Annotated in this window: 17 protein-coding genes; 11 read left to right on the forward strand and 6 right to left on the reverse strand. The window is 52.8% G+C overall.

The genetic code is table 11. The features are described 5' to 3' along the window. Positions 1-44: 44 nt before the first annotated feature. The 6 genes from ABXS88_RS07285 to ABXS88_RS07310 all read left to right on the forward strand — a co-directional run bounded on the left by ABXS88_RS07285 (position 45) and on the right by ABXS88_RS07310 (position 12,756). Complete coding sequence (locus tag ABXS88_RS07285) at positions 45-3,422, forward strand: glycosyltransferase (RefSeq protein ID WP_353674519.1); 3,378 nt, start codon at positions 45-47, stop codon at positions 3,420-3,422. A 60-nt stretch (positions 3,423-3,482) separates the two neighbouring features. Next, positions 3,483-6,491 (forward strand): glycosyltransferase, encoded by a 3,009-nt coding sequence (locus ABXS88_RS07290; RefSeq protein ID WP_353674520.1) that lies wholly within the window; start codon positions 3,483-3,485, stop codon positions 6,489-6,491. 4 nt (positions 6,492-6,495) lie between these two features. Next, positions 6,496-7,656: an FkbM family methyltransferase gene (locus tag ABXS88_RS07295; protein WP_353674521.1), complete on the forward strand. Its 1,161-nt coding sequence runs from the start codon at positions 6,496-6,498 to the stop codon at positions 7,654-7,656. 28 nt (positions 7,657-7,684) lie between these two features. After that, entirely contained in the window at positions 7,685-9,511 is a 1,827-nt protein-coding gene (locus ABXS88_RS07300) for a hypothetical protein (protein WP_353674522.1), read from the forward strand. Positions 9,512-9,599: 88 nt separating this feature from the next. Continuing rightward, positions 9,600-10,847: an FAD/NAD(P)-binding oxidoreductase gene (locus ABXS88_RS07305; protein ID WP_353674523.1), complete on the forward strand. Its 1,248-nt coding sequence runs from the start codon at positions 9,600-9,602 to the stop codon at positions 10,845-10,847. A gap of 157 nt (positions 10,848-11,004) precedes the next feature. Continuing rightward, positions 11,005-12,756 carry an FAD-dependent oxidoreductase gene (locus ABXS88_RS07310; protein ID WP_353674524.1) on the forward strand — a complete coding sequence of 584 codons (1,752 nt, stop codon included), beginning with the start codon at positions 11,005-11,007 and terminating at the stop codon, positions 12,754-12,756. Positions 12,757-12,940: 184 nt separating this feature from the next. On the opposite strand, the gene ABXS88_RS07315 is transcribed toward ABXS88_RS07310, so the two are convergent. The 6 genes from ABXS88_RS07315 to clpS all read right to left on the reverse strand — a co-directional run bounded on the left by ABXS88_RS07315 (position 12,941) and on the right by clpS (position 18,964). Then, positions 12,941-15,658 carry a valine--tRNA ligase gene (locus tag ABXS88_RS07315; RefSeq protein ID WP_353674525.1) on the reverse strand — a complete coding sequence of 906 codons (2,718 nt, stop codon included), beginning with the start codon at positions 15,656-15,658 and terminating at the stop codon, positions 12,941-12,943. 60 nt (positions 15,659-15,718) lie between these two features. Continuing rightward, positions 15,719-16,231, reverse strand: a complete 513-nt coding sequence (locus ABXS88_RS07320; protein WP_353674526.1) for a type IIL restriction-modification enzyme MmeI — start codon at positions 16,229-16,231, stop codon at positions 15,719-15,721. A 252-nt stretch (positions 16,232-16,483) separates the two neighbouring features. Continuing rightward, the gene (gene rnhA / locus ABXS88_RS07325) at positions 16,484-16,969 is read right to left on the reverse strand and encodes a ribonuclease HI (RefSeq protein WP_353674527.1); all 486 of its coding nucleotides are present in this window, start codon (positions 16,967-16,969) and stop codon (positions 16,484-16,486) included. A 63-nt stretch (positions 16,970-17,032) separates the two neighbouring features. After that, the gene (locus ABXS88_RS07330) at positions 17,033-17,869 is read right to left on the reverse strand and encodes a type II CAAX endopeptidase family protein (protein ID WP_353674528.1); all 837 of its coding nucleotides are present in this window, start codon (positions 17,867-17,869) and stop codon (positions 17,033-17,035) included. Positions 17,870-17,993: 124 nt separating this feature from the next. Then, on the reverse strand, positions 17,994-18,443 hold the full coding sequence (locus ABXS88_RS07335; RefSeq protein WP_353674529.1) for a hypothetical protein: 450 nt from the start codon (positions 18,441-18,443) through the stop codon (positions 17,994-17,996). A 227-nt stretch (positions 18,444-18,670) separates the two neighbouring features. After that, the gene (clpS, locus tag ABXS88_RS07340) at positions 18,671-18,964 is read right to left on the reverse strand and encodes an ATP-dependent Clp protease adapter ClpS (RefSeq protein ID WP_353674530.1); all 294 of its coding nucleotides are present in this window, start codon (positions 18,962-18,964) and stop codon (positions 18,671-18,673) included. 164 nt (positions 18,965-19,128) lie between these two features. On the opposite strand from clpS, the gene ABXS88_RS07345 reads away from it, so the two are divergent. The 5 genes from ABXS88_RS07345 to gltX all read left to right on the forward strand — a co-directional run bounded on the left by ABXS88_RS07345 (position 19,129) and on the right by gltX (position 24,991). Next, entirely contained in the window at positions 19,129-20,325 is a 1,197-nt protein-coding gene (locus tag ABXS88_RS07345; RefSeq protein ID WP_353674531.1) for a Coenzyme F420 hydrogenase/dehydrogenase, beta subunit C-terminal domain, read from the forward strand. Between the two features lie 3 nt (positions 20,326-20,328). After that, positions 20,329-21,480 carry a DegT/DnrJ/EryC1/StrS family aminotransferase gene (locus ABXS88_RS07350; protein ID WP_353674532.1) on the forward strand — a complete coding sequence of 384 codons (1,152 nt, stop codon included), beginning with the start codon at positions 20,329-20,331 and terminating at the stop codon, positions 21,478-21,480. Between the two features lie 67 nt (positions 21,481-21,547). Then, positions 21,548-22,321 (forward strand): class I SAM-dependent methyltransferase, encoded by a 774-nt coding sequence (locus ABXS88_RS07355; protein ID WP_353674533.1) that lies wholly within the window; start codon positions 21,548-21,550, stop codon positions 22,319-22,321. Between the two features lie 3 nt (positions 22,322-22,324). Then, complete coding sequence (locus tag ABXS88_RS07360) at positions 22,325-23,467, forward strand: glycosyltransferase family 1 protein (protein ID WP_353674534.1); 1,143 nt, start codon at positions 22,325-22,327, stop codon at positions 23,465-23,467. A 69-nt stretch (positions 23,468-23,536) separates the two neighbouring features. After that, on the forward strand, positions 23,537-24,991 hold the full coding sequence (gene gltX / locus ABXS88_RS07365) for a glutamate--tRNA ligase (protein WP_353674535.1): 1,455 nt from the start codon (positions 23,537-23,539) through the stop codon (positions 24,989-24,991). Positions 24,992-24,995: the final 4 nt, after the last annotated feature.

Consider the following 24,995-nt stretch of genomic DNA (forward strand, 5'->3'; position numbering starts at 1 on the left):
AGGAAGTTGCCTCCTATTATTAGGGATGCTGACCTGGTGTACTGATGCACAAATTTATTGTTATTGACCATTCTCTGCGGGACTTACAGGGCCATCATTACGAATGCAGTCTGAGTATTGCGGAAGCGGCACAGCGAGCGGGCTATGATCCTCTGATCTTGGCTCACCGACAGTTTAATTCCTCCCCAACGCCCGATTCGATCCCGATTATGCCAGTGTTTGAGGTGGATTGGTTGAATCAAACCGGCGGCCAAGAGTCATCCCAGACCGTAGCGGTCGAGGAGTCAGTGATTTCCTGGTGGCAAGACTGGGCCCAAACTGCTCAAGGGGCCAAGTTCCGGGAAAAACTCCAGGGCAGTCGAGAACGCTTGGGGCTTTGGTGGCAAAAAGACCGGGAGGCTCTCAAGGCCATTCCCTTTAGCCATCTCACCGTCGGTTTACTTAAAACCCTCTGGGGTGGCCTGCGGTTTGCCGGTCAATCCCTCCGGCCTACCCAGCAGGAGGTTGGCCCAACCGGAACCCAAACGTTGCCCTACTGCTCCTTTGGCCAGAGTCTGGCGGAGATATTGCCGAGTCTAGGATTAACGGCCCAAGACCAGGTTTTTATCCACACCATTGGCATTGAACAATTAGAGGAACTATTCATTTTTTTGCAAGGGCAAGCGCGAGAGGCCCTACCGCTTTTCCATATTTTGCTCCGCCGAGACCCCGACGAACCTTTGGTACTGAATGCTCCGGGTCTAGGCCTAACGGGATGTTTACAGACCTATTACAGTAGTCAACTCTGGCCCAGTAAAATTCGCTTCTACACTGATACAGAAGACCTTGTCCGCAATCATGAGGCCCTGAGTCCCATTCGTCTGGGCCAAATTCCGATTCCCTTCCGCCAGGAAAAATTAAGCCTCACCCCAGAGCCTGACCCCGCTCAACCGATTCACCTCGTCTATTTAGGGGACGCCCGCTCTGAAAAAGGCTATCAACATCTGCCGGCCCTGGTGGCCCAGCTTTGGGACGACTACCTCCAACCCGGCAAAGTCCGCTTCACTATCCAATCCAACTACAACGTCCAGGGAGGAGAACCGGGCATCCTGGCGGCCAAGATCAGTCTGGCCCAATACCCCAGGGCTAAAGTGCAACTAATTGAGGCCCCCCTAACCCCAGAGGACTATTATCAACTCCTGGTCAGTGCAGATCTCGTTGTGTTGCCCTACGATCCCCAGAGCTATCAACGCACTTCCGGGGTGTTAACGGAGGCCCTGGCGGCCGGTAAACCCGTCGTCGTTCCCGCTGGCAGTTGGTTGGCCCAACAGGTCGATGACCAGCGGGGTCGCATTTATGTCCATCCCGGCAAGTTACCCCAGGCGGTGATCAGTGCTCTAGACAATTTAACGGACCTGACGGAAGCGGCCCAGGCCTATGCTCCTCAGTGGCGGCAACAGCAATCCCCCGACCGACTACTACAAATTTTGTTGAGGCCTGAACCAGAGCCAGAAAGTCGGATTCCGGCCCTGTTGTTTGTAATCGCGTTGGAAAGTATTCGAGCACTAGAGCCTATTCTGCGGTACTGGGGCCAACGGGGTTATCGGCTCTTTGTCCTGGTCTATGGGCCAGAATCCACCGTCTCAGTCGAAAAAGCTCGCTGGGGCCAAACCTTAAAGCGTCTGGGTGTTACCTATTGCCACTGGCTGAGCTTCCCAACAGACTCCCCCCTGGGCCAAGGTTGGTTCCAGGATTGGCAGGCCTGGCAACAAGTCGCTTTCCCTCAAAACTGGCAGGCCCTGGGGCCAGATTTCATTTGCTTAGATAATCCCCTCTGTTGGGCTGGCTTGGAGCAGGTAAACGTCGGCCACCCCGTCCTAATCACGATTCAGACCGTTCAGAGCTATTGCTACGCTCAACAGCATCAGCGGGAGATTAACCCCCAGGAACTGGCGGCGGAAATCGCAGTCCTGCAAAAGGCCCGGGTTTTATTGCCCACCTCTCCCGTACTGGCGGAAAAATTGGCCGAGCTAACGGGCCATTCCCAAATTTATCCCCTTCGTTCTCACCAGCAGAGCATTCCGGCCCAACGCAACCTAGAACAGGCTTTTATTCAACAACAACTCAACCAGATCTTGCCGTTAGTTTTACCGGAAAAGGCCCTCACCAGTCCGATAGCCATACCGAAAAAAAGCCAGGGCCTCAAGATTGCGGTTCTTTATCCCTGGGGAGACCTGCCTGAGCGCCAAAGTGGGGCCAGTCAACGAACGGGCCTGATGGTGGATTACCTGCAAGAGCAGGGTTTTGAAGTCAGCGTGTTTAGCATTGGCGAGCGACCGGCGGGATGGCATAACCAAGTTTATTTTGAGTACCATCGACCGCAGTTTGACCAGGCCCCTCTCGTCCAGAATGTCTATCAACAGGCCTATCAAACTTGGCAGGCGGCCCAGGAATTTAAGCAAAATCATCATCTCAAGACTCAGGTCGACCGAGAGACATCTGAAGAAACCCGCCATTGGTTGCCCTGGATCTACTATTCCTTCCGCCACGACCCCCATTTCCAGGCCTGGCTGGAAGCCATTATCGCTGAGGCCGATGCGGTGATTCTCGAATATCCCTTCTGGGGGGCTTTGGTTGGGCCGATGTGTCAACGCCAGGGCCGACCACTCATTTTGACGGCCCATGATGTTTTGGCCAAGCAGTTAGCGGCTACTAGTGCCTTGGCCCCCATTGCCCTCTACGAAGAATTACAGGCCCTTAAACTCGCTAACGCTGTTATTACCCTTTCCCCCCTTGACCAGGCCTTTTTTGCCGACTGGGGCCTGACCAGTCTGTGCATTCCCATCGGCATTGACTACGCTCAAATTCAACAGTCAGAGGCCTTGGAGCCAGATTTGTTCGATTCTTTGGCCAGTCAACGGGATTGGCGTAAACCCTTTTGTCTCTTCGTGGGCAGTCAGCACAGCCCTAATTTGGAAGCCGTCGAACAACTCAAAAATTGGAGCCAGGCCGGGGGGCAAACCTGGGATATCGTCATCGCCGGCAGTTGCAGTTCTCCCCAGCGTCAGGGGAATTGCTGGGCCCTGGGAAAAGTTTCTCAGGAGCAGTTGGGTTGGTTGTATCGTCAGGCATTTTTAGTCTTAATTCCCCTCACCAGCGGCACCGGCATGTCGGTGAAAACCATTGAGGCCATGGCCTACGGCAAAGTGATTTTAGGAACGAGTATTGCCTTTCGGGGCTATCCGGTAACAGCAGGGTTAAACTGCCTCATTTGTGATACCTTGGATGACTATCCTGCCCGGATTCAGCAAATTTTTAGCCAACCCGAGGCTTACCAAGGCCTGGGGCAACAGGCCCAGCAATTTGCCCAGGGCTACGACTACCGCCACCTCTACCAGGGCTATGGAGATTTAATCCTTGATTTAATCGCCCGGCCAACCTAGGAATTCTTGTTTCTGCGGTCATGCCGCCCTTGTTGATTTATTGTACTGATACCAATATTTATGAAAGTTCTGATTGCAGATTTTGACCTCTTTGCGAAGGTCGGCGGTGGCCAAACATTTTACCGAAACCTGATTCTTAAAAATCCTGAGATTAATTTCTATTACATTGCCCACAAGGAAGCCAGGGATATTCAGCGGCCTGCTAATGTCCAGGCCATTCCCTACCAAGAAATCCATTTTCTGGCAGACTTTAAGAACTTTTTTGATGTGACACCGCCCAAGTGGGTCTATCGTTCCTTTGTCCGGGCCAGCAATATCGCCGCTTCGGTGGCCGGCATGCAGTTTGATGTGGTGGATTGCCCTGATTACGAACAATGGGGCCTGTTCCTACCGGCGGCCCTGGGCTACTACCGAGTGGAACACCAGAAAGTGGCCCTGTCCATGCATGGCGTTATTTCCACCACTCTGAAACTGGATTGGTTCACCTACGGCCAGGAAAATATTCCCCTCGACCTCGAAGAAAGCAAACAGTACAACACCGTTGATCTCCGCTACGGCATTAGCAAAAGCTATTTAGAGGAATGGCATCAGCAGAGTCCGTTACCTTCCCATTATTACCATCCCCTCCACTTTTTTGATCTGCCGAAGCCGACCCAGGCCATTCCCAAGACGGAACCGCCCCAGCTAACCTTTATCGGCCGCACGGAAAAACGTAAGGGGCCAGATATTTTTATTGACCTGGCCTGGTGGTTGCCAAAAACTCATTACAGCCAAGCGACGATCATTGGTCCCCATAGTTTTGATGAAACCGGCACGATTTCCTCGGAATCTTTTCTGCGGAAGATGTTGCAGAATCGTTCGGATCTCGTGCAACTATTACCACCCCAAAGCCCCAATGAATTGCTGGCCCGCTTTGCCCAGAAAACCGTTACCTTTGTGCCCTCCCGCTACGATACCCTGAACCTGGTAGCCCTGGAATCTCTCTTTGCGGGTTGTCCAACGGTGATTGGCAGTGGGGCCGGGGTTTGTCGCTTACTGGAAGAAGATTTCCCCCAAATTCCCTTCGTTAAGCTGGATATCGAGAATATTTACGCTTCTTTGCCGAAAATTCAATACATACTAGAGCACTATGAGGACTACCGTCGCCACCTTGTTGAAAGCTTAAATCAACTGGCTTTCCATCCCCAAGGCCCGGACATTCAGCACATCTATGAGCAACCCGGCCAGTACAATCCTGAGGTGCGGGAAGAATTGCAGATTTGGTACGATCAATTAATTAGCTATTGGCAATCCCTCCAAGGCGGCTTTAGTCTGAGTCAACTGCCTCCCGTTAAGGCATTGAAAACCAGTCTTAAACCCTCCCTCAAACAACTCAAGCAAAACCTCAAACAAACGAAGGGAAATCTGCAACGGCAACTGACCCGGCCCTTGAGCGAGGCCCAAACCTTCCAGACGATCAAGGCCCCTTTTCTACTGAAAAAATACAAGGAAACCTTTAATTTTGGGGAACAGACCCGTAAAGATTTGGCCTACAAAATTCAGCAGTGTTGGCGCGTGGGGTCGGAATACGAAACGGAGTTTCAGGGGATACGGGGCAAACTAAGCACGAATTATCGTATTGATCGAGTACGGCTCTGGCGGGAAGCGGCACGGGTGGAGGAATTGCGGGGCAATACCCTAGTGACAGCGACCTATAAGCTCCGGGCCATGCGGGCCCTAGGCCGGGATCAATTTGGAGATTTGCCTTTTGTATTGAGAACGCTCCAGGAAAAGAACTTCCCCAAGGAGGCCCAGGCCGTGGCGGCTCTCTACGGTCAATCCGCTGAGCGGGAAGAGCGGTGTTTCCAACTAATGGAACAGGCCCGTCTGGATAGCCTCACCAATCCCGCCGATGACCAGTACGAGATCTGGGATGACCGTCGGGGCCAGGGGGATTATCGGGCCACCATTATCGTCTCCCTCTACAATGCCGAAGCAAAATTGGCCTATTTTTTGAAAACCCTCCAGCATCAGACCCTGATCCGGCGGGGAGAAGCGGAGGTGATTCTCGTCGATAGTGGTTCTCCGACAGGAGAATATCGCGTTTTTCAGGAATTGGCCCCCCAATTGGGCTATCCCCTACTCTACGTCCGCTCCTTTCAACGGGAAACGATTCAAAGCGCCTGGAATCGTGGCATTAAGCTGGCCCGTTCTCCCTACCTGGCCTTTTTGGGGGTGGACGAAACCATCCTGCCGGATTGCCTGGAAATCCTAGCGGGGGAGCTGGATCGCGACCCGGCCCTGGATTGGGTGATTGGCCATAGCCTAGTGACCAACGTGGACTTGCGGGGCAGTTGGGTTAACGATGTGATGACCTACGACCGCACCGGCTACGAGCAGGATTTGGTGTACCTAGAGACCTGTTATCTTTCTTGGGTCGGGGCCTTGTATCGCAAGTCCATTCATGACCGCTTTGGCTACTACGACCAGAGTTTTCGCGGGGCCGGTGATACGGAATTTAAGAGCCGGGTCATGCCCTTCATCCAAAGCAAAGTGGTGGATAAAACCCTGGGCCTGTTTTGGAACTATCCCGACGAGCGCACCACCCAAAGCCCCAACGCCGAAATCGAGGATATGCGGGCCTGGTATCTGCACCGAACCTTAGCGGGGGTTCGCTATGCCTTCCAGCACCGTAGTCCTGAGGAGGTCGAGAACCTCATGTACCATTGCCTGGGCTATCGCAAGTCCTACTGTCGCCATACCAGTACAGACTTTGACCATGCGGTCAATCTGGGACGCTACCTGCAAAGCGTTGAGCCAAATTCTCCAGCCCTGCGTTTGTTGCCCGGCATTGAGGCCCTAAACCAAGCCTATCAGGCCCTGGATTGGCTGCCTAAATTGAGTCGCTTTTCGCCGCTGAAATTAATGCTGGATACCCGCCAACTAGTTAGTCAAATTCAAGCGGAGCATCAGGCCTTGTGGCCCACAGAGCGGCAGGCCCAGCAGCCAAGCTACAAAATTTTCAACGACAACCGCCACGAACAACATTCCTTCCTGTGGTTTACTGATATTGCCGAGGTGAAAAAATAAGCGGATGTTCAATCAGCTCAAGGACAAACTGAAATTGAAATTGGCCAAGATTCTGGCCCCGGAAATTGACAAAAAACTACGGGTCGAGGAAAAACTAGCCAGCGTGACCCTCTACGGCATTGCCCCTTGGTACCAGGAAAATCTCTGGGAACCACCGGTACAGATCGCCCTGCGGGATCTCTGCAAACCCGGTGATGTGGTCTTTGATGTCGGGGCCAATTTTGCGGGCCTAACTACGGTGATGTCGCGAATGGTGGGCCCGAGAGGCGTCGTCTGTGCCTTTGAGGCCAGCCCTCGGATTGTCGATAAAACCCAGCGTAATTTGGTGTTGAGTGGTTGCCATAACGTCCAATTATTTCACCAGGCCGTCTATCACACCTCAGGCCAGACGGTCAAGATTTACCTTGGTAGCCATCTCAACGACAGCATCTACAGCGAGCATGGCCAGGGGTCGGCCTACGAAGTCAAGACCATCGCCCTGGATGATTTTGTCGGCCATACTCAGCTCGCGCCCAATCTGGTCAAGATGGACATTGAAGGGGCCGAATTTGATGCCCTGCAAGGATTTGAAGTCACCCTCAAGGCCGCTAAACCCCACTTAATCCTCGAAACTCAACGGGATGACCGGCGCTGTCTCGACTTTCTGCGGCAGTTAGGCTACCGGGCCATCGACCTCAACACCTACCGAGAAATTCAGACCCCCGATGATTATCCTCAGGGGGCCGATATTCGTAATAACCTCTATATCCACAGTGACCGCCTGGGAGAAACACCCTACCAATCGCCCTTTGACCTCCGGCCCCATACGGAACTGACCACTGCGGATTTTAGCCAACGGGCCAATGGTTCGACCTATTTAACCAAAACCCTGGTACTAGACAAAGGACGCTACCTGATCGACCTCGACTTTACGGCCCAGGGCCAACAAAATGACCTGATGTGCGGTGTCAAAATTGGCGAAAAGGTAATTTTTCGTTACCACGGCTTTAGCCAACTACTGGCTTCCAGCTACCGGGATTGGGTGATTGACCTGCCGGAAACCAGCCAAATCACGCTCTATTTTGAATTTCAGCACGGCACCAGCGACCCGACTCTGACAGTGGAGGGGGCCAAAATTACCGAAATCACCAACTTCAAAACCCTGTCTTCGGCCCTCTACGTCTAAATTTTTTATTTTCCCCTACTAAAATTCCATGCTAGTCCCCCTCCTCAGCTTTGGTTTTGGCCTTGTCCTCGCCATCGTAACCGTGTTGATCTACCGGGGGTCTAGTCGGCTGAGTGGCCCGGTTCTCCTCGACAATCTAATGGGGGATGTGGTCTTTCTCTGGGGCAATAGTCTGGTGGCCCTGGCGGCCATGCTAGGGGTGGCGGGCTACTGGAATGTTTTTAATGGCAATGACCTCCGCTTGGGCCGTACTTTTCTCTTGCTCCTTGGTATTCTCTTGAGTGGCTTGGCGGTGCTGAATCGCTTAGACGAGCAGAACCCTCTGCGGCGCTTGCCTCTGCTGGCCTGGATCAAGACCCTAGATAGCCTAAAGGTCATTTGCTACCTGCTCACTGGCCTGGCCGCGGTGGCCCTCTTTTTAATTTTTCTGATTGCCTTCTTTGACTATAACTACGGCGGGGATGCCTTCATGTACCACGTCCCCTTTGCCGCTCGGCTCTGGGGCATCATCACGCCGAAACAATACACCTTTGAATACTTCACAGAAAATCGCTTTCTGGGCTTTCCCCTGCTAGCCAATTGGCTCCAGGGCCTGTTTTGGGTGATTTTTCAGCGCATTGAAGCGACGAACTTGGTGGCCTACAGCAGTTTACTCATTTTCCTGGTCTATCTCGTCCGAGTGGCCCAAATTCCTTTTTATCTGGCTACTCTGTCACTGCTGGCCATCCCCATGGTTTACATGCACGCGGCGCGGAGCTACATCGACCTGCCGGGCAACGTAGGCATTGCCATTCTGATTTTGACCCTCTATTTTCTCTACGCCCAGAAATTGGCCCTGACGCCCCAAATCCTGCTGATTCTGTTCCTGGCGGCCTTTTCTGCGGCCAACATCAAGCTCCAGCTTATTCCCATTGTTTTCCTGCTGGTATTGACGGCCCTGCCGTTGATCCTACGCCACTATTGGCAGCCGGAGCTTGACCGGGCCAGCAATCTCAAAACCACTGCTAAGGTAGTTGGACTGGGAGTTCTGGCTAGTCTGTTGATTTTTTTCACCCCGATCAAGAATATCCTGCTGTACCAAAATCCGGTTTATCCCGTCAAAATTACCTTAGCGGGCCGGGTACTGAACCACACAGAAGAATCTCCCAACTTCATGCACCCCCATATTCGTCAACTGCCGCCGCCGTTGCGTTGGGGCCGCTCTGTATTAGAAATTGATGCCTTTGATGCCCGTCGGCCCTGGCCCTGGACGCTAGCCATGGATTTCATTTCCTGGAATGAGGAGCGCTTTGGCATGGGGGGCTATTTCGGGGCCTACGTGGTCTTTAACTTAGTCCTGTTTGGGGTTCTCTGTGGGCGCGATTGGGGCCGGGACAGTCAATTGCGTCTGTTGTTTTTAGGGGCCATGACGGGGGTTACGGTCTGGATGCCCCAGTCCTACGAACTTAGATACTATATGTATTGGATGATAGTACTGGTTTCCCTCAACACGTATCAAGTCTGCCAGGTGGCGCAGGCTCGACCGGGATGGCGCAATCCTTTTAAGCCGGAATACTTTGGCTTGGTGGCCCTGGTGTTTATCCTGATCTTTGTGCAAAAAACCAATAAATTCTTTAGCTATCCGGCCTTTCAGCCCCTAGCCCAGCAAATTCGAGACAATAGCTGGATGGTAGAGCCGAAAATTTTTAACCAAATTAAGGACGGCGACAAAATTTGCCTGGTGGGGAAGGCCCCCCATTCTTTCTTTTATAGTGCTTATTTTCATCCTGGACGCAACTACCAACTCCGCAGTGAATTTAACTTGGAAGATCAACGGATGAAGGATACTTGCCAGGGCTGGAAAATTCTACGCTGATAAACTTTCTTTAACAGGTCGCGCTCCGAACAAAAAGCCTGGGTTATGGTTGGAAAGCAAGCTAGCGGCTAGTTTAGGCCCGAAAGTCATGACCTCGTTACATCATCAAATTGTTGTTATTGGCGGCGGTGCGGCAGGTATCACCGTTACAGCCCAATTGTTAAAGCAAGACCATCGTCTTGATATTGCCATTATTGAACCCTCGGATAAGCATTACTACCAACCCGCCTGGACGTTGGTCGGCGGCGGAGCCTATGCGATGGAGGCCACGGTCAAAGCTGAAAAAGATTGTATTCCCAGTGGGGCCCAGTGGATCAAGGCCAGCGTGGAAAGCCTCAACCCCGACCAAAATAGCGTCACCACCCAGGATGGCCGCACCATTAGCTACGATTACCTGGTGATCTGCCCCGGTATTCAGATCGATTGGCATTTGATTCCCGGCCTGCAAGAGGCCCTGGGTAAAAATGGGGTTACTAGCAACTACGACCGGCGTTATGCCCCCTACACCTGGGAACTCCTCCGCAATTTTAAAGGGGGAACGGCCCTGTTTACTTTCCCAGCTACGCCGATTAAATGTGCCGGTGCGCCCCAAAAAATTATGTACCTGGCCGATGAAACCTTCCGGCGCAATGGCGTGCGGGATAAGACCCAGATTATTTACGGGGTCGCCGTGGCCAAGATTTTTGGCGTTCCAGGCTATTGCGAGGCCCTGGAAAAAGTGGCAGCGGGTAAGGAGATTGATGTCCGCTATCGCCATAACCTCAAGGCCATTAAACCGGAAAGTCGAGAAGCCGTCTTTGCCGTCACCACGGATACGGGCCTGGAAGACGTAACCATTCCCTACGACTTCCTGCATGTGGCCCCGCCCATGAGTGCGCCAGATTTTATTAAAAATAGTGCGGTGGCAGTGCCCGATGGCCCTGGTAAGGGCTGGGTAGATGTCCATAAATTTACCCTCCAACACAACCGCTATCCCAATATTTTCAGCTTGGGGGATGCGTCTTCCTTGCCCACTTCCCGCACGGCGGCGGCGATTCGTCAGCAGGCCCCGGTGGTCGTCAAAAATTTGCTGGCCCTGATTCAGTCCCAAACGCCCCAGGGCCAGTACGGCGGTTATACCTGTTGTCCCCTGGTGACGGGCTACGGCAAAACGATCATGGCCGAGTTTGATTACGACAATAAACCAAAATCGAGCTTTCCCTTTGATCCCACCCAGGAACGCTGGAGCATGTGGTTGGTGAAACGCTATGTCCTCCCCTGGCTCTACTGGAATCGGATGCTGAAGGGAGAATCCTTTGAACCGGATCGCTGGAAACCCCTGCTGGGCAAGGCCTAGTTTTAGCCATCATCCCCTCCCCCGTCCAGCAACAATGACAGAATTTTACCCCTCCTCCGTCGGCAGGGGTGGGGTCTCTGATGTCGTTGGGCCTGAGCGGCTGGGTCTCAATGCTGTTTGAAACAGTCCTAAAACAATACGCTTAATTCATTCGTCTATGGTTTGCCAACAATTAACAACAGACCTGCTGATCGTCGGCGGTGGCACCGGAGGAACCGCGGCGGCCCTGCAAGCGGCCCGTCGGGGAATTTCGACTATCCTTGTCAGTGAATTCCCGTGGCTGGGGGGCATGTTAACTGCGGCCGGTGTGGCGGCCCCCGATGGCAATGAATTGGCGGCCTGGCAGACGGGCCTGTGGGGCCAATTTTTACGGGCCCTCCAACAACGTCAACCCGAAGGGCTAGACCATAACTGGGTGAGCTTTTTTGCCTTTGATCCCCGACTGGGAGCGCAGATCTTTGCAGACTGGGCCCAGGCCCTGCCTTCCTTGCAATGGATTCAGGGCCAAACGCCCCAAGCCGTTTTGCGCCAGGGGGATCGCATTCTCGGTGTGCGCTTTGAAGATTACGAAATCCGGGCCAAGCTGACCATTGATGGCACAGAATTAGGGGATGTTCTGGCCCTGGGAGAAGTCCCCTACCGTTGGGGTTGGGAATTGCAGTCGGAATTTGGGGAAGTGACCGCCCCCTCAAGCTGGAATGATTTAACCCAACGCTATCCCGTCCAGTCCCCCACCTGGGTTTTTTATCTTCAAGATTATGGCGATCCGGTAGCTCCCCCCGTCCAGAATCCTGGCCCCTACAACCCGGCACAATTCGCCACGGCCTGGCAGAACTACGGGCCCGAGATGTTTTTGAATTATGGCCGCATCCCTGGTGGGCGTTTCATGATCAATTGGCCCATTGCCGGTAATGACTACGGCCAGGATCTGAGCCGTTTAGTCGGTAGTCCAGCGGAGCGTCAGGCCCTGCTCCAAGAAGCCTATGACCATAGCTATAACTTTGCCCATTTTCTGCAAAGCAATCTGGGCCAGCATTTAGGCCTGGCCGAAGGTCTTTTTCCAAAAATCGGGAATCACTCTACGGCCTTTGCCCTCCATCCCTACTACCGCGAAAGTCGTCGTCTCCAGGGCCTGATGACAGTCACGGAATCGATGATTTTACCCCAGGGCCAAGTCGCTCCCCTACCGATCTACAACCAACAGGTTGCCAGCATCGCCATCGGCAATTACCCCAACGATCATCACTATCCCGGTGTGGAATTTCCCCTGGCCCCGAAATCCCTGCGCTGGGGCGGCAACTGGACAGGAACGCCCTTCACCATCCCCTACCCGGCCCTGGTGCCAGCGACGGTCACGGGCCTCTTAGTCTGTGAAAAAAATATTTCCGTTTCCCACATGGCCAACGGGACCACTCGTCTCCAACCTTTAGTCCTCAATATTGGTCAGGCGGCTGGACTGGCCGCGGCCCTGTGCTTAGAACAGGGCTGTGAACCGGCGGAATTATCGGTGCGAGCCCTACAGGAGGCCTTACTGACCGATCCCCAGGCCCCGGCTGCGGTTGTTCCCTGCTACAACCTGCCCCTCGATCATCCCCAATGGTTGCAGTGGCAACGTCATTACCTAGAGCATCCCCAGGATTATCCCCCGGATGGCAATTGTCCTGAGGCTTGTCCCCCGTTAATTAATTCGGACGCTCCCATCTATACCGGTCATTTTGAAGCCATTGCCGAGCAAACCTACCGCTTTACCCTGGCAGGAATCCCGCAGGCCTGGGAGGTGATGACCCTGCGCCCAGAAGTGAACGAGGCCCTGGCCCAGTTAAGCTCTGGCCAGCTTGTGACCTTGCAAGGCCGCTATAATGCCGCTGGCAATTGGCTTTTGGTCGAGGCCCTACCCGCAATAGCTTGATCTGGCGGTTCACATTCGAGACAGGCTTGTACCAAGTCTCCAAACAAGGTCTATAGATTTTTATCCCTCCGCCAGCGGCACCTCCCCTTACTAAGGGGACAGTGGGGTCATTAGTGTAGTGGGGTTTCAGATATTGGGGATGACTCCCCTCGCCCAGTCTCAAGAGGGGAGCTAAGGGTTCAGGCTATAACCGGGCCAAGCGTTCCTGTAGAATTTCTACTTGTTTCAAGGCCGCGGCTAGGGTATCCCGCACAGATTGAATCACGGCCTCAGGGGCCTGGTTGACAAAACCAGGATTTTCCAGACGTTTTTGCTGGGACTGGGCCTCTTTTTGTACCTTTTCTAGCTTTTTCGTCAGCTTACTGCGGAGTTGATCGATATCCACTACCCCGGAAAGGGGAATCAGCACTTGCACCGTTTCCACCACGCCCGCAATACATTGCAGGCCCTCATTTTCCAATTGAGGGGTAATGGTCAGGCCTTCGAGCTTACCTAAGTCCTGGAGATAGGCCTGGCCCTGTTCGAGGATGGCCCGCTCGATAGCGTTCTCACTTTGCAGAATGACGGCAACCTTAACACCGGGTTTAATGTCCGCCTCGGCCCGTAGGTTACGAATGGTACGAATGACGCCAATTAACAGATCAAAGGACTGTTCCAGCTCAGGCTGAATGAAAGCAGGATCAACCGTGGGATAGGCCTGGAGCGCCAAAAATTCCCCTGGCCGTTGGCTCAGATTTTGCCAGAGTTCTTCAGTGATGTGGGGCATAAAGGGATGGAGTAGTTTTAGGATCGACTCCAATACTGCCGCCAAAACTTGCTGGGCAACCCGTCGGGAACTATCGCCCTCGTCGCACCAGAGCCGAGATTTCACCAACTCAATGTACCAGTCGCAAAAATCTCCCCAGATAAATTCGTAGAGGCTCTTGGCCGCTTCGCCTAGGCCATAATTTTCAATCTGGTGACGGGTTTGGGTAATAATTTGATGCAGACGCGACAGCATCCACTGGTCTGCCAACTCTAAATCCTGGGGATGGGGCTGGCCGAGACTGGCCGGCGTTTCCCCGTGGAGATTCATCATCACAAAGCGGGCCGCATTCCAGAGCTTATTGGCAAAATTGCGCGAGGCTTCAACGGATTCCGACTCATCGGTTTTGCGGTTGTACTGCAGGCTAATGTCCTGGCCCGCACCTGCCACTTCCCGGATTAGGGTATAGCGCAGGGCATCGGTGCCGTATTTATTGATCAAGATCAGGGGATCAATGCCGTTATTAGCGGATTTTGACATTTTTTTGCCATTTTCATCCCGGACGAGGCCATGGATATAGACATCCTTAAAGGGCATCTGGCCAGTGAAATGACCGGCCATCATCGTCATCCGGGCCACCCAGAAAAAGATAATATCGAAACCCGTCACCAGGGTCGTGGTGGGGTAGTAGGTGGCCAAGTCCTGGGTCGTGTTGGGCCAACCCATGGTGGAAAAGGGCCAGAGGCCAGAGGAAAACCAGGTATCCAAAACATCGGGGTCTTGTACCAACTGCACTGATTCGCCGTACTGGCCCTGGGCTTTTTCTAGGGCTTCGGTTTCATCGTGGGCCACCACAAAGGGCGTATGTTCCGTGATTTCCCCAGCGGTTTCGCTGACCACATACCAGGCCGGAATTTGATGGCCCCACCACAGTTGCCGCGAAATACACCAATCCTTGAGTTTAACCAGCCAATCCCGATAGACCTTCGTCCAGCGTTCCGGTACAAAACGGGGCGATTGCTCCTGATCCAGACAGTACAGGGCCTTTTGAGCCAGGGGTTCAATTTTGACAAACCATTGGGTCGAGAGTAGAGGTTCCACCGGTACTTTCCCTCGGTCGCTGTAGGGAACGGTGTGCTTATAGTCTTCGATTTTGACTAGATAGCCCAGTTCTTCTAGTTTTTTCACCACATTTTTGCGGGCTTCAAAACGGTCTTGGCCAACGAAGGGGCCACCGTTTTCATTCAAGCTACCGTCTTTATTAAGGATGTTGATAAAGGCCAGGTTATGGCGTTGACCCATGACAAAATCGTTGGGGTCGTGGGCCGGAGTCACTTTGACGCAACCCGTACCAAATTCAGGATCCACTAGTTCATCCCCGACGATGGGAATCTCCCGGTTCATAATCGGCAGGGTCAAGGTTTTCCCGATCAGGCCCTGGTAACGGGGGTCTTTGGGATTCACCGCCACCCCCGTATCCCCCAGCATGGTTTCCGGTCGAGTGGTAGCCACCACCAGTTCTCCACTGCCATCACTGAGAGGATAGCGAAAATACCAGAGATGGCCGTTTACTTCCTTATTTTCGACTTCTAGATCCGAGACAGCGGACTGGGATTCTGGGCACCAGTTCACCAGATAGTTACCGCGATAGACCAGGCCCTCTTCGTAGAGTTGCACAAAGGCCTTTCTGACGGCTTGGGACAGGGCTTCATCGAGGGTAAAACGTTCCCGCGACCAATCCACCGATACCCCAAGACGACGCAGTTGGTTAACAATCGTGCCGCCGGATTCTGCTTTCCATTGCCAGGCCCGTTCTAAAAATTTTTCGCGGCCGAGGTCGTAACGATTGGTGCCTTCGGCCTTTAATTGGCGCTCTAGGATGGTTTGCACCGCAATACTGGCGTGGTCTGTTCCCGGTAGCCAGAGGGTATTATCGCCCCGCATCCGGTGATAGCGAACCAAAGTATCAATTAAAGCACTCTCAAAGGCATGGCCCATGTGCAGACTGCCGGTGACGTTGGGCGGTGGAATCACCACACAGTAGGGCTGGCCGGGATGGTTAGGGTCAGCCTTAAAAACCTGTTCCTGCTCCCAGGCGGTTTGCCATTTGGCCTCGGTGGCTTGGGGTTCGTACTGGGGGGGCAGGGCGGTGGTCATAGGAGCTTGCTCATGGGGAAAAAATCACGTTCCCCATTTTGCCACAGTTCCGGAATGGCCCTAAGCCGGAGATTGACCGGCCCTGCTTTTGCGCTTTTTAGGTTTTTCGGCCTGGAGTAGGGGAGCGGTCAGGGCCTCATACAGACTAAAGAGGTATTCGATGCGGTTGAGTTCGTTGGTGAAGGGTTGGGGCCGATAGCAAAGATTGACGGCTTTATCTAAGCCTTGATGGGCCTTGACCAAATCTGGGGGCATGGTTAGCGGGTCGTAGAGGTCAGCTAGGCTACTATCGGGATATTTGGCCCATGTATCGAGGACAGCTTGAGCTAGGGTTTTAACCTTTTGTTTTTGCTTGTCATTAACATTTTCAGGAAAGGGAAAATTATTATAAACAATGGTATTAGAATAACGAAAACGACTTTCTAACCGACCACAGACATATTTCACCCAAGTCATGTGCATTGCTGAGGTAAGAATACCAAATAAAACCCTGTCGGTTGTCCCATTTTTTGATCGGTTGTTCAAAACTGGCCACTCTGCGCCAGGAAATGCCAAACATATTGAAAAAATCATTCCAGAAGGTCTAGGTTTCAGCTTTTTCCGAGACTTCCTGCTCCTACTCTTGGGCGTAGGTGATTGCTCTGGCCTTAATTTCGTTCCAGCTTAGGGGCATCGTCATCCTCTGTTTATCTTAATCAATTATTCGTCAAGACTACCCATCCAGCGTAAATACCTAAGCTAGCAGTGTACTAATCTGGGTGAATTTCCTCTAGTGTATTAACGCCGCCTGACTGATGTTGCAGGCTATCGCTCTGCGTCCCAATATTAAACTGTGGATACTTCAAACCCTTGATCTAGTAAACGCTCTTGTCCATTGGCGGCGGCAACGGCTAAGCGGTCACAGCGTTCGTTTTCCACATTACCGGCATGGCCCCTGACCCAAATAAAGGTGACTTGGTGTTGTTCACACAGACCTAGAATTTTGGCCCAGAGGTCTGGATTCTTGGCCTTGTCTTTGGCATTGCGTTTCCAACCATTGGCCCGCCAACGCTTTGCCCATCCTTTCATGACCGCATCCACCAAGTACTGGGAATCACTATACAATGTCACGGTGGAGGGAGTCGTCAGGGCCTCTAGGCCAGCAATGGCTGCCATCATCTCCATGCGGTTATTGGTGGTGAGGCGATAACCAGCGGCTAATTCCCGGCGTTGTTGTCCATCCAGTAGGACAACCCCATAGCCCCCTGGGCCAGGATTACCCAAACAGGCCCCATCGGTATAAATAGTGATCTTGGGAGATAATACAGTCATGGTCAGTTTGCAATAGACAGCCCATAGCTTACCATGGCGGAACCGTCGAATGGGCGCTTCTACTTAGTCCACCGCCGCTTCAGTCTGCTGTTTTTGGACAATGAACAATAATATGCAAAGACCCATCAGGCCCATCACGCCAGCCAGGGGATTACCATCAACCCCTGTGAGCCAAGGGAAAATATTATCCGAATATTGTACTAATTGACCAACGTTAACAATATAGTAGGCCCAGACCAATCCTCCATGCAAGCCAATGCAGTAGCCCAAGCGATGACCGTGGCGGTTTTTAGCCAGGCCCAAGATCAAACCGAGCAAAACCAGGGCCGGAAACTGGGGAAAGGTTCGCAGAATTTCCCCCAAGGGTTTAAGGAAATGGAGGATAGCAAAAAAGAGCGCATTGCCCCCCAGGGCCACTCTCAACGTGTAGTCTCGTTGCAATTCCGTTAAAAACCAGCCTCGAAAAAAAAGTTCCTCCGCAAAGGCAACCCCTAGGCCCGTTAAGCTCCCTTCCCAGATCAAACGGCCCCAGGCCAGCACCGGAGACTGGAACGTCACCCAACCGAAAAGCGCTTCTAGAGTAAATAACCCCGCTGTCATAGCAAAGCCCAAGGCTAGGCCCTGTAAAGTGTCCCAGCCATTCCGCCGACTAGCAACTAGGCCGTAGTAGGCAAAGGCCTGGCTTTGGCCATAAAAACGACGAGTCCACCAGCGCAGAAGGGCCAAAAAAAGGAGAAAGAGGCCCCCCATGGCCACAATGGTCGTTAAATTAGTATCTGGCTGAAAGGCCCCGTAGGCAAAGAGAGCCCAGGGCAGCCACAGCACCAACAGGGCCAGGATAAAAAGCCCCAGCCGTAGGGGGGCTGGGAGTTGCGCAGGATTAAAAGTTGAGGTTTTCACAGGGCGACATTTGATTACCACGACAAACAGCAAATACTCTTGGACTACAACTTGTTCCTTGATTTTGACTGGTTTTGTAGTTTTATTGCACCATTTTGAGCGAAATAAGCATCCCCTGGGGCATTTATTTACAAGCAATTACTGCAATCGTGTAGGCGTTTTTATTACTACCGTTGATATTTAAATTAATCTGATAGGGTTGGGCCTTGGTAGGAGGTTTAAAGTCTAACGAATAGAGCTTTCTAGTCATTTCAACATTTTTGCGAAAAGCAGTACTTACAGAATTGTCTGGATATTTTAAATTGATTGTCACGCCGTAAGTTCCAACATTTTCAGGCAGCATTGAAGCTTTGTAGGACGTAAACCGTTCGCCGGTAGGAACGGCAAAGTCAGTATCAAAATTATTACCAACGATTGAGTCAATCGACTTACGAATATGAGTTTGGTTGGTGGCGACTTCTTTGAGATATTGGCAGTTTTTAGGCAGTTTAGCTTTGGAGGGATTGGCCGCCATTAAAGAAGTACTCATTAAAAGATAAGCACTTATAACAGAAATTGAATTTTTGTAAAACATTGTTGCGATAGCTGGAAATTCGTAAATTAATTAAACATTTCGGTAATATTCTACTGTAGAATTTCCCCATCAATGGATTGAGGTTAGACAGGGACTTTAATGAATCTCAAGCCCCAGAAGCCCAAATCCTCTAACATCTTTGGGACATGATGGTGTTGGCAGGGGATATTGGGGATTGCTGACCCTAGCCCAATGGGAGAATTGACCATCTGGCTATAGGAAAAGCCCTACTCATCGGGTTCAATGGTACTACTTAGTCCATGGTTTTTGAGGGTTTCGCAATAGAACTCTGCATGTTCTAGGGCACAGGTAATCACCAGGGCCGTGCCGTTAGTATGGGCTTCCATCATAATATCCACTGCCTGGGGCTGAGTCATGCCAGCCACGGTTTGCATCAGGGTTTGTACAACGTATTCCATGGAATTGAAATCATCGTTGTGGAGGAGCACTCGGTAGCGGGGAGCTGGTTTGCGAATCGTTTCTGAGGCACTAGACCGCTTCTCTAGGACTTCGGTAGACACTGTTTTCCTCCTTGGATAACGATAGACACCCTCAAAGGGAACGCTAACTCAATTTTCAAAATCTTTCTCCTATGATACTGAACGAGGCAGACTCGGCAACATTTTTAGTTAAGATCAAGAGTCAACACCCCTGTTTAAACACCCTTTTAGTTGTTTTTCTAGCCATGACCGCTACTGCTCCCCATCAAAAAGCCCGGGCCCTCAAGCCGGGTAGTCCCCGTCCGGCCAAAGCGCTCTGTAGTGAATGCGGTCTTTGCGATACCTACTATATCCATTACGTCAAAGAGGCCTGTGCCTTCCTCAATCAACAAATTGCCGATCTTGAAGCCAAAACCCATGGGCGCAGTCGCAATGTCGAGAGCGAGGATGATTGGTATTTTGGGGTGCACCAGGAGATGATGGCGGCCCGGAAACAGGAACCCATCCCTGGGGCCCAATGGACGGGGATTGTGAGTAGTCTGGCCTGTGAAATGTTGACGCAAAACCTGGTAGAAGGGGTGGTCTGCGTTCAAAATACGCCGGAAGACCGCTTTCAGCCGCAGGTGGTGATTGCTCGGACACCGGAAGAGGTCTTAGCGGCCAAAGTGAATAAACCGACGCTCTCACCCAATCTTTCGGTATTAGAGGCCGTGGAGCAGGCTGGTTTGAAACGCCTATTGGTGATTGGGGTCGGCTGTCAAATTCAGGCCCTGCGGGCGGTGGAAAAGCAGTTGGGTCTAGAAAAATTGTACGTTTTGGGGACACCCTGCGTGGATAATGTTACCCGCGCTGGCTTGCAGAAGTTTTTGGAAACTACCAGTCGTTCCCCGGAAACCGTTGTTCACTACGAATTTATGCAGGATTTTCGGGTTCACTTTAAACACGAAGATGGCTCGACGGAATTAGTACCCTTCTTTGGCTTGAAAACCAATCAGCTCAAGGATGTCTTTGCCCCCTCCTGCATGAGTTGCTTTGACTACGTGAATTCCCTGGCAGATCTCGTTGTTGGCTACATGGGGGCCCCCTTTGGTTGGCAGTGGATTGTAGTACGCAATCAAACCGGCCAGGAAATGTTAAACCTGGTGCGAGACCAGTTGGATGTCCAGCCGGTTCATAGTCAAGGCGACCGCCGCCAGGCGGTACAACAGAGTATTCCCGCCTACGACCAGGGCGTGACCCTCCCCATGTGGGCCGCTAAATTGATGGGGGTGGTAATCGAGAAAATTGGCCCCAAGGGCCTGGAATATGCCCGCTTTAGCATTGATTCCCACTTCACCCGCAACTATCTCTACCTGCGTCGCCAGTATCCCGAAAAACTGGAAGCCCAGGTGCCCGAGTACGCCAAGCGCATTGTGGCTCAGTACAAACTTCCGCCAACCTAATCTATGTTGGAACAGCCCCTTCATACGGGAGTGAGTCTGCCCATTCCCGTTAATCAGCCCCTCCTGGACGGCAATGAAAAACGCTACCTCAATCAATGTATTGAGACGGGCTGGATCTCCTCGGAAGGGCCTTTTGTTCGCCAATTTGAACGGGCCCTAGCCAAACGAACCCAGCGACAGCAGGGCATTGCCGTGAGTAATGGTTCCGTGGCCCTGGAGGTGGCCCTAGCGGCCCTGGGCATTGGGCAGGGCTGCGAAGTGCTCCTGCCGACCTTTACGATTATTTCCTGTGCGACAGCGGTGATTCGGGCCGGGGCCATCCCCGTTGTAGTCGATGCCGATCCCCTCACCTGGAATATGGACGTTACCCAGGTCGAGGCCAAGATTACGCCCCAGACCAAAGCCATTATGGTAGTGCATATCTACGGTCTACCGGTGGATCTAGACCCGATTTTGGCCCTGGCCCAAAAGTACGGCCTGGCGGTGATTGAAGATGCAGCGGAGGCCCACGGCCAGACCTATCGGGGACGGCCCTGTGGTAGTTTTGGCGATATTAGTACTTTTAGCTTCTATGCCAACAAGCTAATTACCACCGGCGAAGGGGGGATGCTGATGACGGACGATCCCCATCTTGCTGACCGGTGTCGGGCCCTGCGTAATCTCTGTTTTCAACCCCAACAGCGATTTATCCACGATGATTTGGGCTGGAACTTTCGCCTGACCAATCTCCAGGCTGCGGTGGGGGTGGCTCAACTAGAACGCTGGGACGAATTTATTCAACGCAAACGTCGTATGGGGGCCCTGTACACCGAATTGTTGACCGGATTACCGGGATTACAGTTACCCCTGGCCAAAACCGACTATGCTGAAAATATTTACTGGGTTTACGGCGTTGTTCTTGAGGAGACGGTCTCCCTAACAGCTAGGGAGGTAATGGCCCGACTCGGGGAAGCCCAGATTGGCACCCGTCCCTTTTTTTGGGGCCTGCACGAGCAACCCATTCTCCATGACTTAGGCCTACTGACGGAGGTTGCCTGTCCTGTGGCCGAGAAGTTGGCCCGGCGTGGCTTCTATCTGCCCAGTGGCTTGGCCTTAACTGAAGCGCAAATCTTCACGGTGGCCCATACCCTCCAAACCATTTTGCGCCAGGACTAGACTGTCAGCGACGTCGTCACCCACAAGGTTTTTTAGAATCCCCGTTCAACCCTCTCCTTCCCAACCGATGGCTATTTTTGCTGACTACGCCGACTACTACGATGTCCTGTATCAGGACAAGGATTATCCTGGTGAAGTGGATTTTATCCATGGCTTAATTCAGTCCCATCGGCCCCAAGCCCGTACTGTGCTAGACCTGGGCTGTGGCACCGGCCGCCATAGTTCTCTCCTCGTCCAAAAGGGTTATAGCGTTCAGGGCATTGACCAGAGTGTCGCGATGTTGGCGAAGGCCGAGGCCCGTCGTGCATCCCTTTCTCCGGCCCTGGCGGAAAACCTACAATTTGAGGTGGGAGATATTCGCGAGCTGACCTTAGATCGAAAGTTTGATGTGGTGTTGCTCCTGTTCCACGTCTTGAGCTATCAAATTAGCCATCAGGATTTGTTGGCCACCCTGACCACCGTGAGACAGCACCTCCAACCGGGAGGTATTCTCATTTTTGATTGTTGGTATGGCCCGGCAATTTTAACCGACCCGCCCCTGGTGCGGGTGAAGCGGGCCGAGACGGATTCCCTACAGATCACCCGCATTTCTGAACCCCAGTTAATGGTTAATGACAATTGCGTCGATGTCCACTATCAACTGTTCATCCACGACCAGAAAGCCAGTACAATCCAGATGGTTCAGGAAGTACATCAGATGCGCTACTTTTTTGCCCCGGAATTAAGCCTACTCCTCCAGCAATGCCATCTCCAGGAAATTGCGCGGGGGGAATGGATGACGGGCCTGCCCCTCAGCCAGCACAGTTGGAGTACCTATTTCATCGCCCAGGAGTGTAACTAATCCATGCGGGTTGCCTTGTACCTAAGTGAGCAACCCCCGACGGTGGGCGGCGGCTATACCTTTGAATCTCAGATTTTAAAAGTTCTGTTAGATTCCCTAGCCCCGAGTCGGCACCAGTTTTTTCTCTACAGCCGCAGTCCTTTCCTTGGTACGGACAGCATCCCGGCAACGGTTCCCCTAATTCCCCTCCATACTGGCCCCGGCTCTGCAGGCCAGCCCTGGACAGAAGCACAAATTTTGGCTTCCCTCCAGGCTCATCAGATTGAATTAATTCTCTCCCTAGCCCCCCGGCATTTAACCCTAGAAATTCCCTTCATCACCATCGTTTGGGATCTACAACACCGCCTCCAGCCCTATTTTCCAGAGGTAAGTAGTGGCGGTGAATGGGAGGCACGGGAACGTTTTTTTGCCCAATTACTGGCTCGGGCCGCCTATATTATTACGGGGACAGAGGTGGGCAAACAAGAAATTGAGCGCTTCTATAATATTGCCCCCAGTCGCATTCAAGTGATTCCGGCACCAACCCCTCCCTTTGTTTTCCATCCATCGCCCCAGCCAGAACCGATTCTGCAACGTCATGGTGTCCTAGGGCCCTATCTGTTCTATCCGGCCCAATTCTGGCCCCATAAAAATCATGTCGGGGCCTTATTGGCTCTGCAAATTTTGCGGGAACAGTATCAACTGCCTCTCAGCCTGGTTTTTACCGGCTCGGACCAGGGGAATTTGGCCTTTGTGCAAGCGCAAGCCGCTCGCCTTGGTCTAACGGAGCAGGTACATTTCTTGGGCTTTATCCCCCAACGGGATCTGGTGGCCCTTTACCAAAAGGCCTTTGCACTCCTGTTTATGACCTTTTTCGGGCCAGATAATTTGCCGCCCCTGGAGGCTATGGCCCTGGGGTGTCCGGTGATTGCCTCGGATGTCCCTGGCCACCGGGAACAGTTGGCCGAGGCGGCCCTGCTGGTGGATCCCAAATCCCCTGAGGCAATGACCGCAGCGATTCTAAAACTTTGGCAAGACCGGAGCTTGCGTCAGACCTACATTCAACGCGGCTGGCAACGGGCCCGGCAATGGACGACCCAGGATTATGTTCAATCCCTGTTGGCCCTGCTGGATAACTTTGAGGCCATTCGTCGTTGTTGGCCCTAGGGGCTAGGCCTGTCCTTGCTATGATGGAAGACCGTAAATCCCCACTTTCTGACCCCCCAAGGAGACCCTGTGACCGTTCGTGTTCGTATTGCCCCGAGTCCTACGGGTAATTTACATATTGGTACTGCTCGGACAGCGGTATTTAACTGGCTCTATGCTCGCCGCCATGGGGGACAGTTCATTCTCCGCATTGAAGATACGGATCTAGAACGTTCCAAGGCCGAATACACCGAAAATATCCAAACCGGCCTGACCTGGTTGGGCTTGACCTGGGATGAAGGGCCCTTTTTCCAGACCCAACGCCTGGAGCACTACCGCCAAGCCATTCAAACCCTGCTCGACAAGGGCCTGGCCTACCGTTGCTACTGTACTCCCGAAGAATTAGAACAAATGCGGGAACAGCAAAAGGCCCAGAATTTGGCCCCCCGTTACGATAATCGCCACCGCCACCTCAGCCCAGAACAACAAGCCGCCTTTGAAGCCGAGGGCCGCCAAGCGGTGATTCGCTTCATCATCGACGACGAGCGCGAAATTCGTTGGCAAGACCAGATCCGAGGACAAATGCTCTGGAAAGGGAGTGACCTAGGAGGCGATATGGTGATTGCCCGGACTCCTGATAATCCCATGGACAGCTTTGGCCAGCCCCTCTACAACCTAGCGGTAGTGGTGGATGACATCGACATGGCCATTACCCACGTTATTCGTGGCGAAGACCACATTGCCAATACGGCGAAACAGATCCTGCTCTACGAGGCCCTGGAGGCCGCCGTGCCGGAATTTGCCCACACGCCCCTCATTTTGAACAAAGAGGGCCGTAAACTCTCGAAGCGGGATGGTGTCACCTCCATTGATGACTTTAAAAACATGGGCTTTTTACCCCAGGCCCTGGCCAACTACATGACCCTGCTGGGCTGGACACCCCCGGATTCGACCCAGGAAATTTTTAGCCTGGCGGAAGCCGCTAGCCAATTTAGCCTCGAGCGGGTGAACAAGGCTGGGGCCAAATTCGATTGGGATAAACTGGACTGGATCAATAGCCAATACCTGCATCAACTACCGCCAGTGGAATTAGTCACCTTGCTGACTCCCTACTGGCAGGGCGCTGGCTATACCGTTGACCTCGAGCAAGACGGGGCCTGGTGGCAACAATTAGCGGCCCTGATTGGCCCCAGCCTGACTCGTTTAACGGATGGCGTCAAGGAAAGTCAACTGTTGCTCACAGAGGCCATCACGCTCAGCCCAGAGGGCCAGGAACAACTCCAGCAACCGGGAGCTAAGGCGGTTTTAACTGATATTTCTGACTGGCTGGCCACGGGAGAAGTGCTGACGGCTGAGAGCGCCAAGACCAAAATTAATGAACTCACCAAGGCCCTGGGAGTGAAAAAAGGCGTGGTGATGAAATCCTTGCGGGTAGGTCTGATGGGAACCGTCCACGGCCCCGATTTAATCCAATCCTGGCAACTTCTACACCAAAAAGGCTGGGATCAAAGCCGTCTGGCCCAGGCCCTGCAAACCCTCGCCTAAGCGC

Origin of the sequence: Synechocystis sp. LKSZ1, assembly GCF_040436315.1 — a bacterium.
In the GTDB taxonomy this organism is placed as follows: domain Bacteria; phylum Cyanobacteriota; class Cyanobacteriia; order Cyanobacteriales; family Microcystaceae; genus Synechocystis.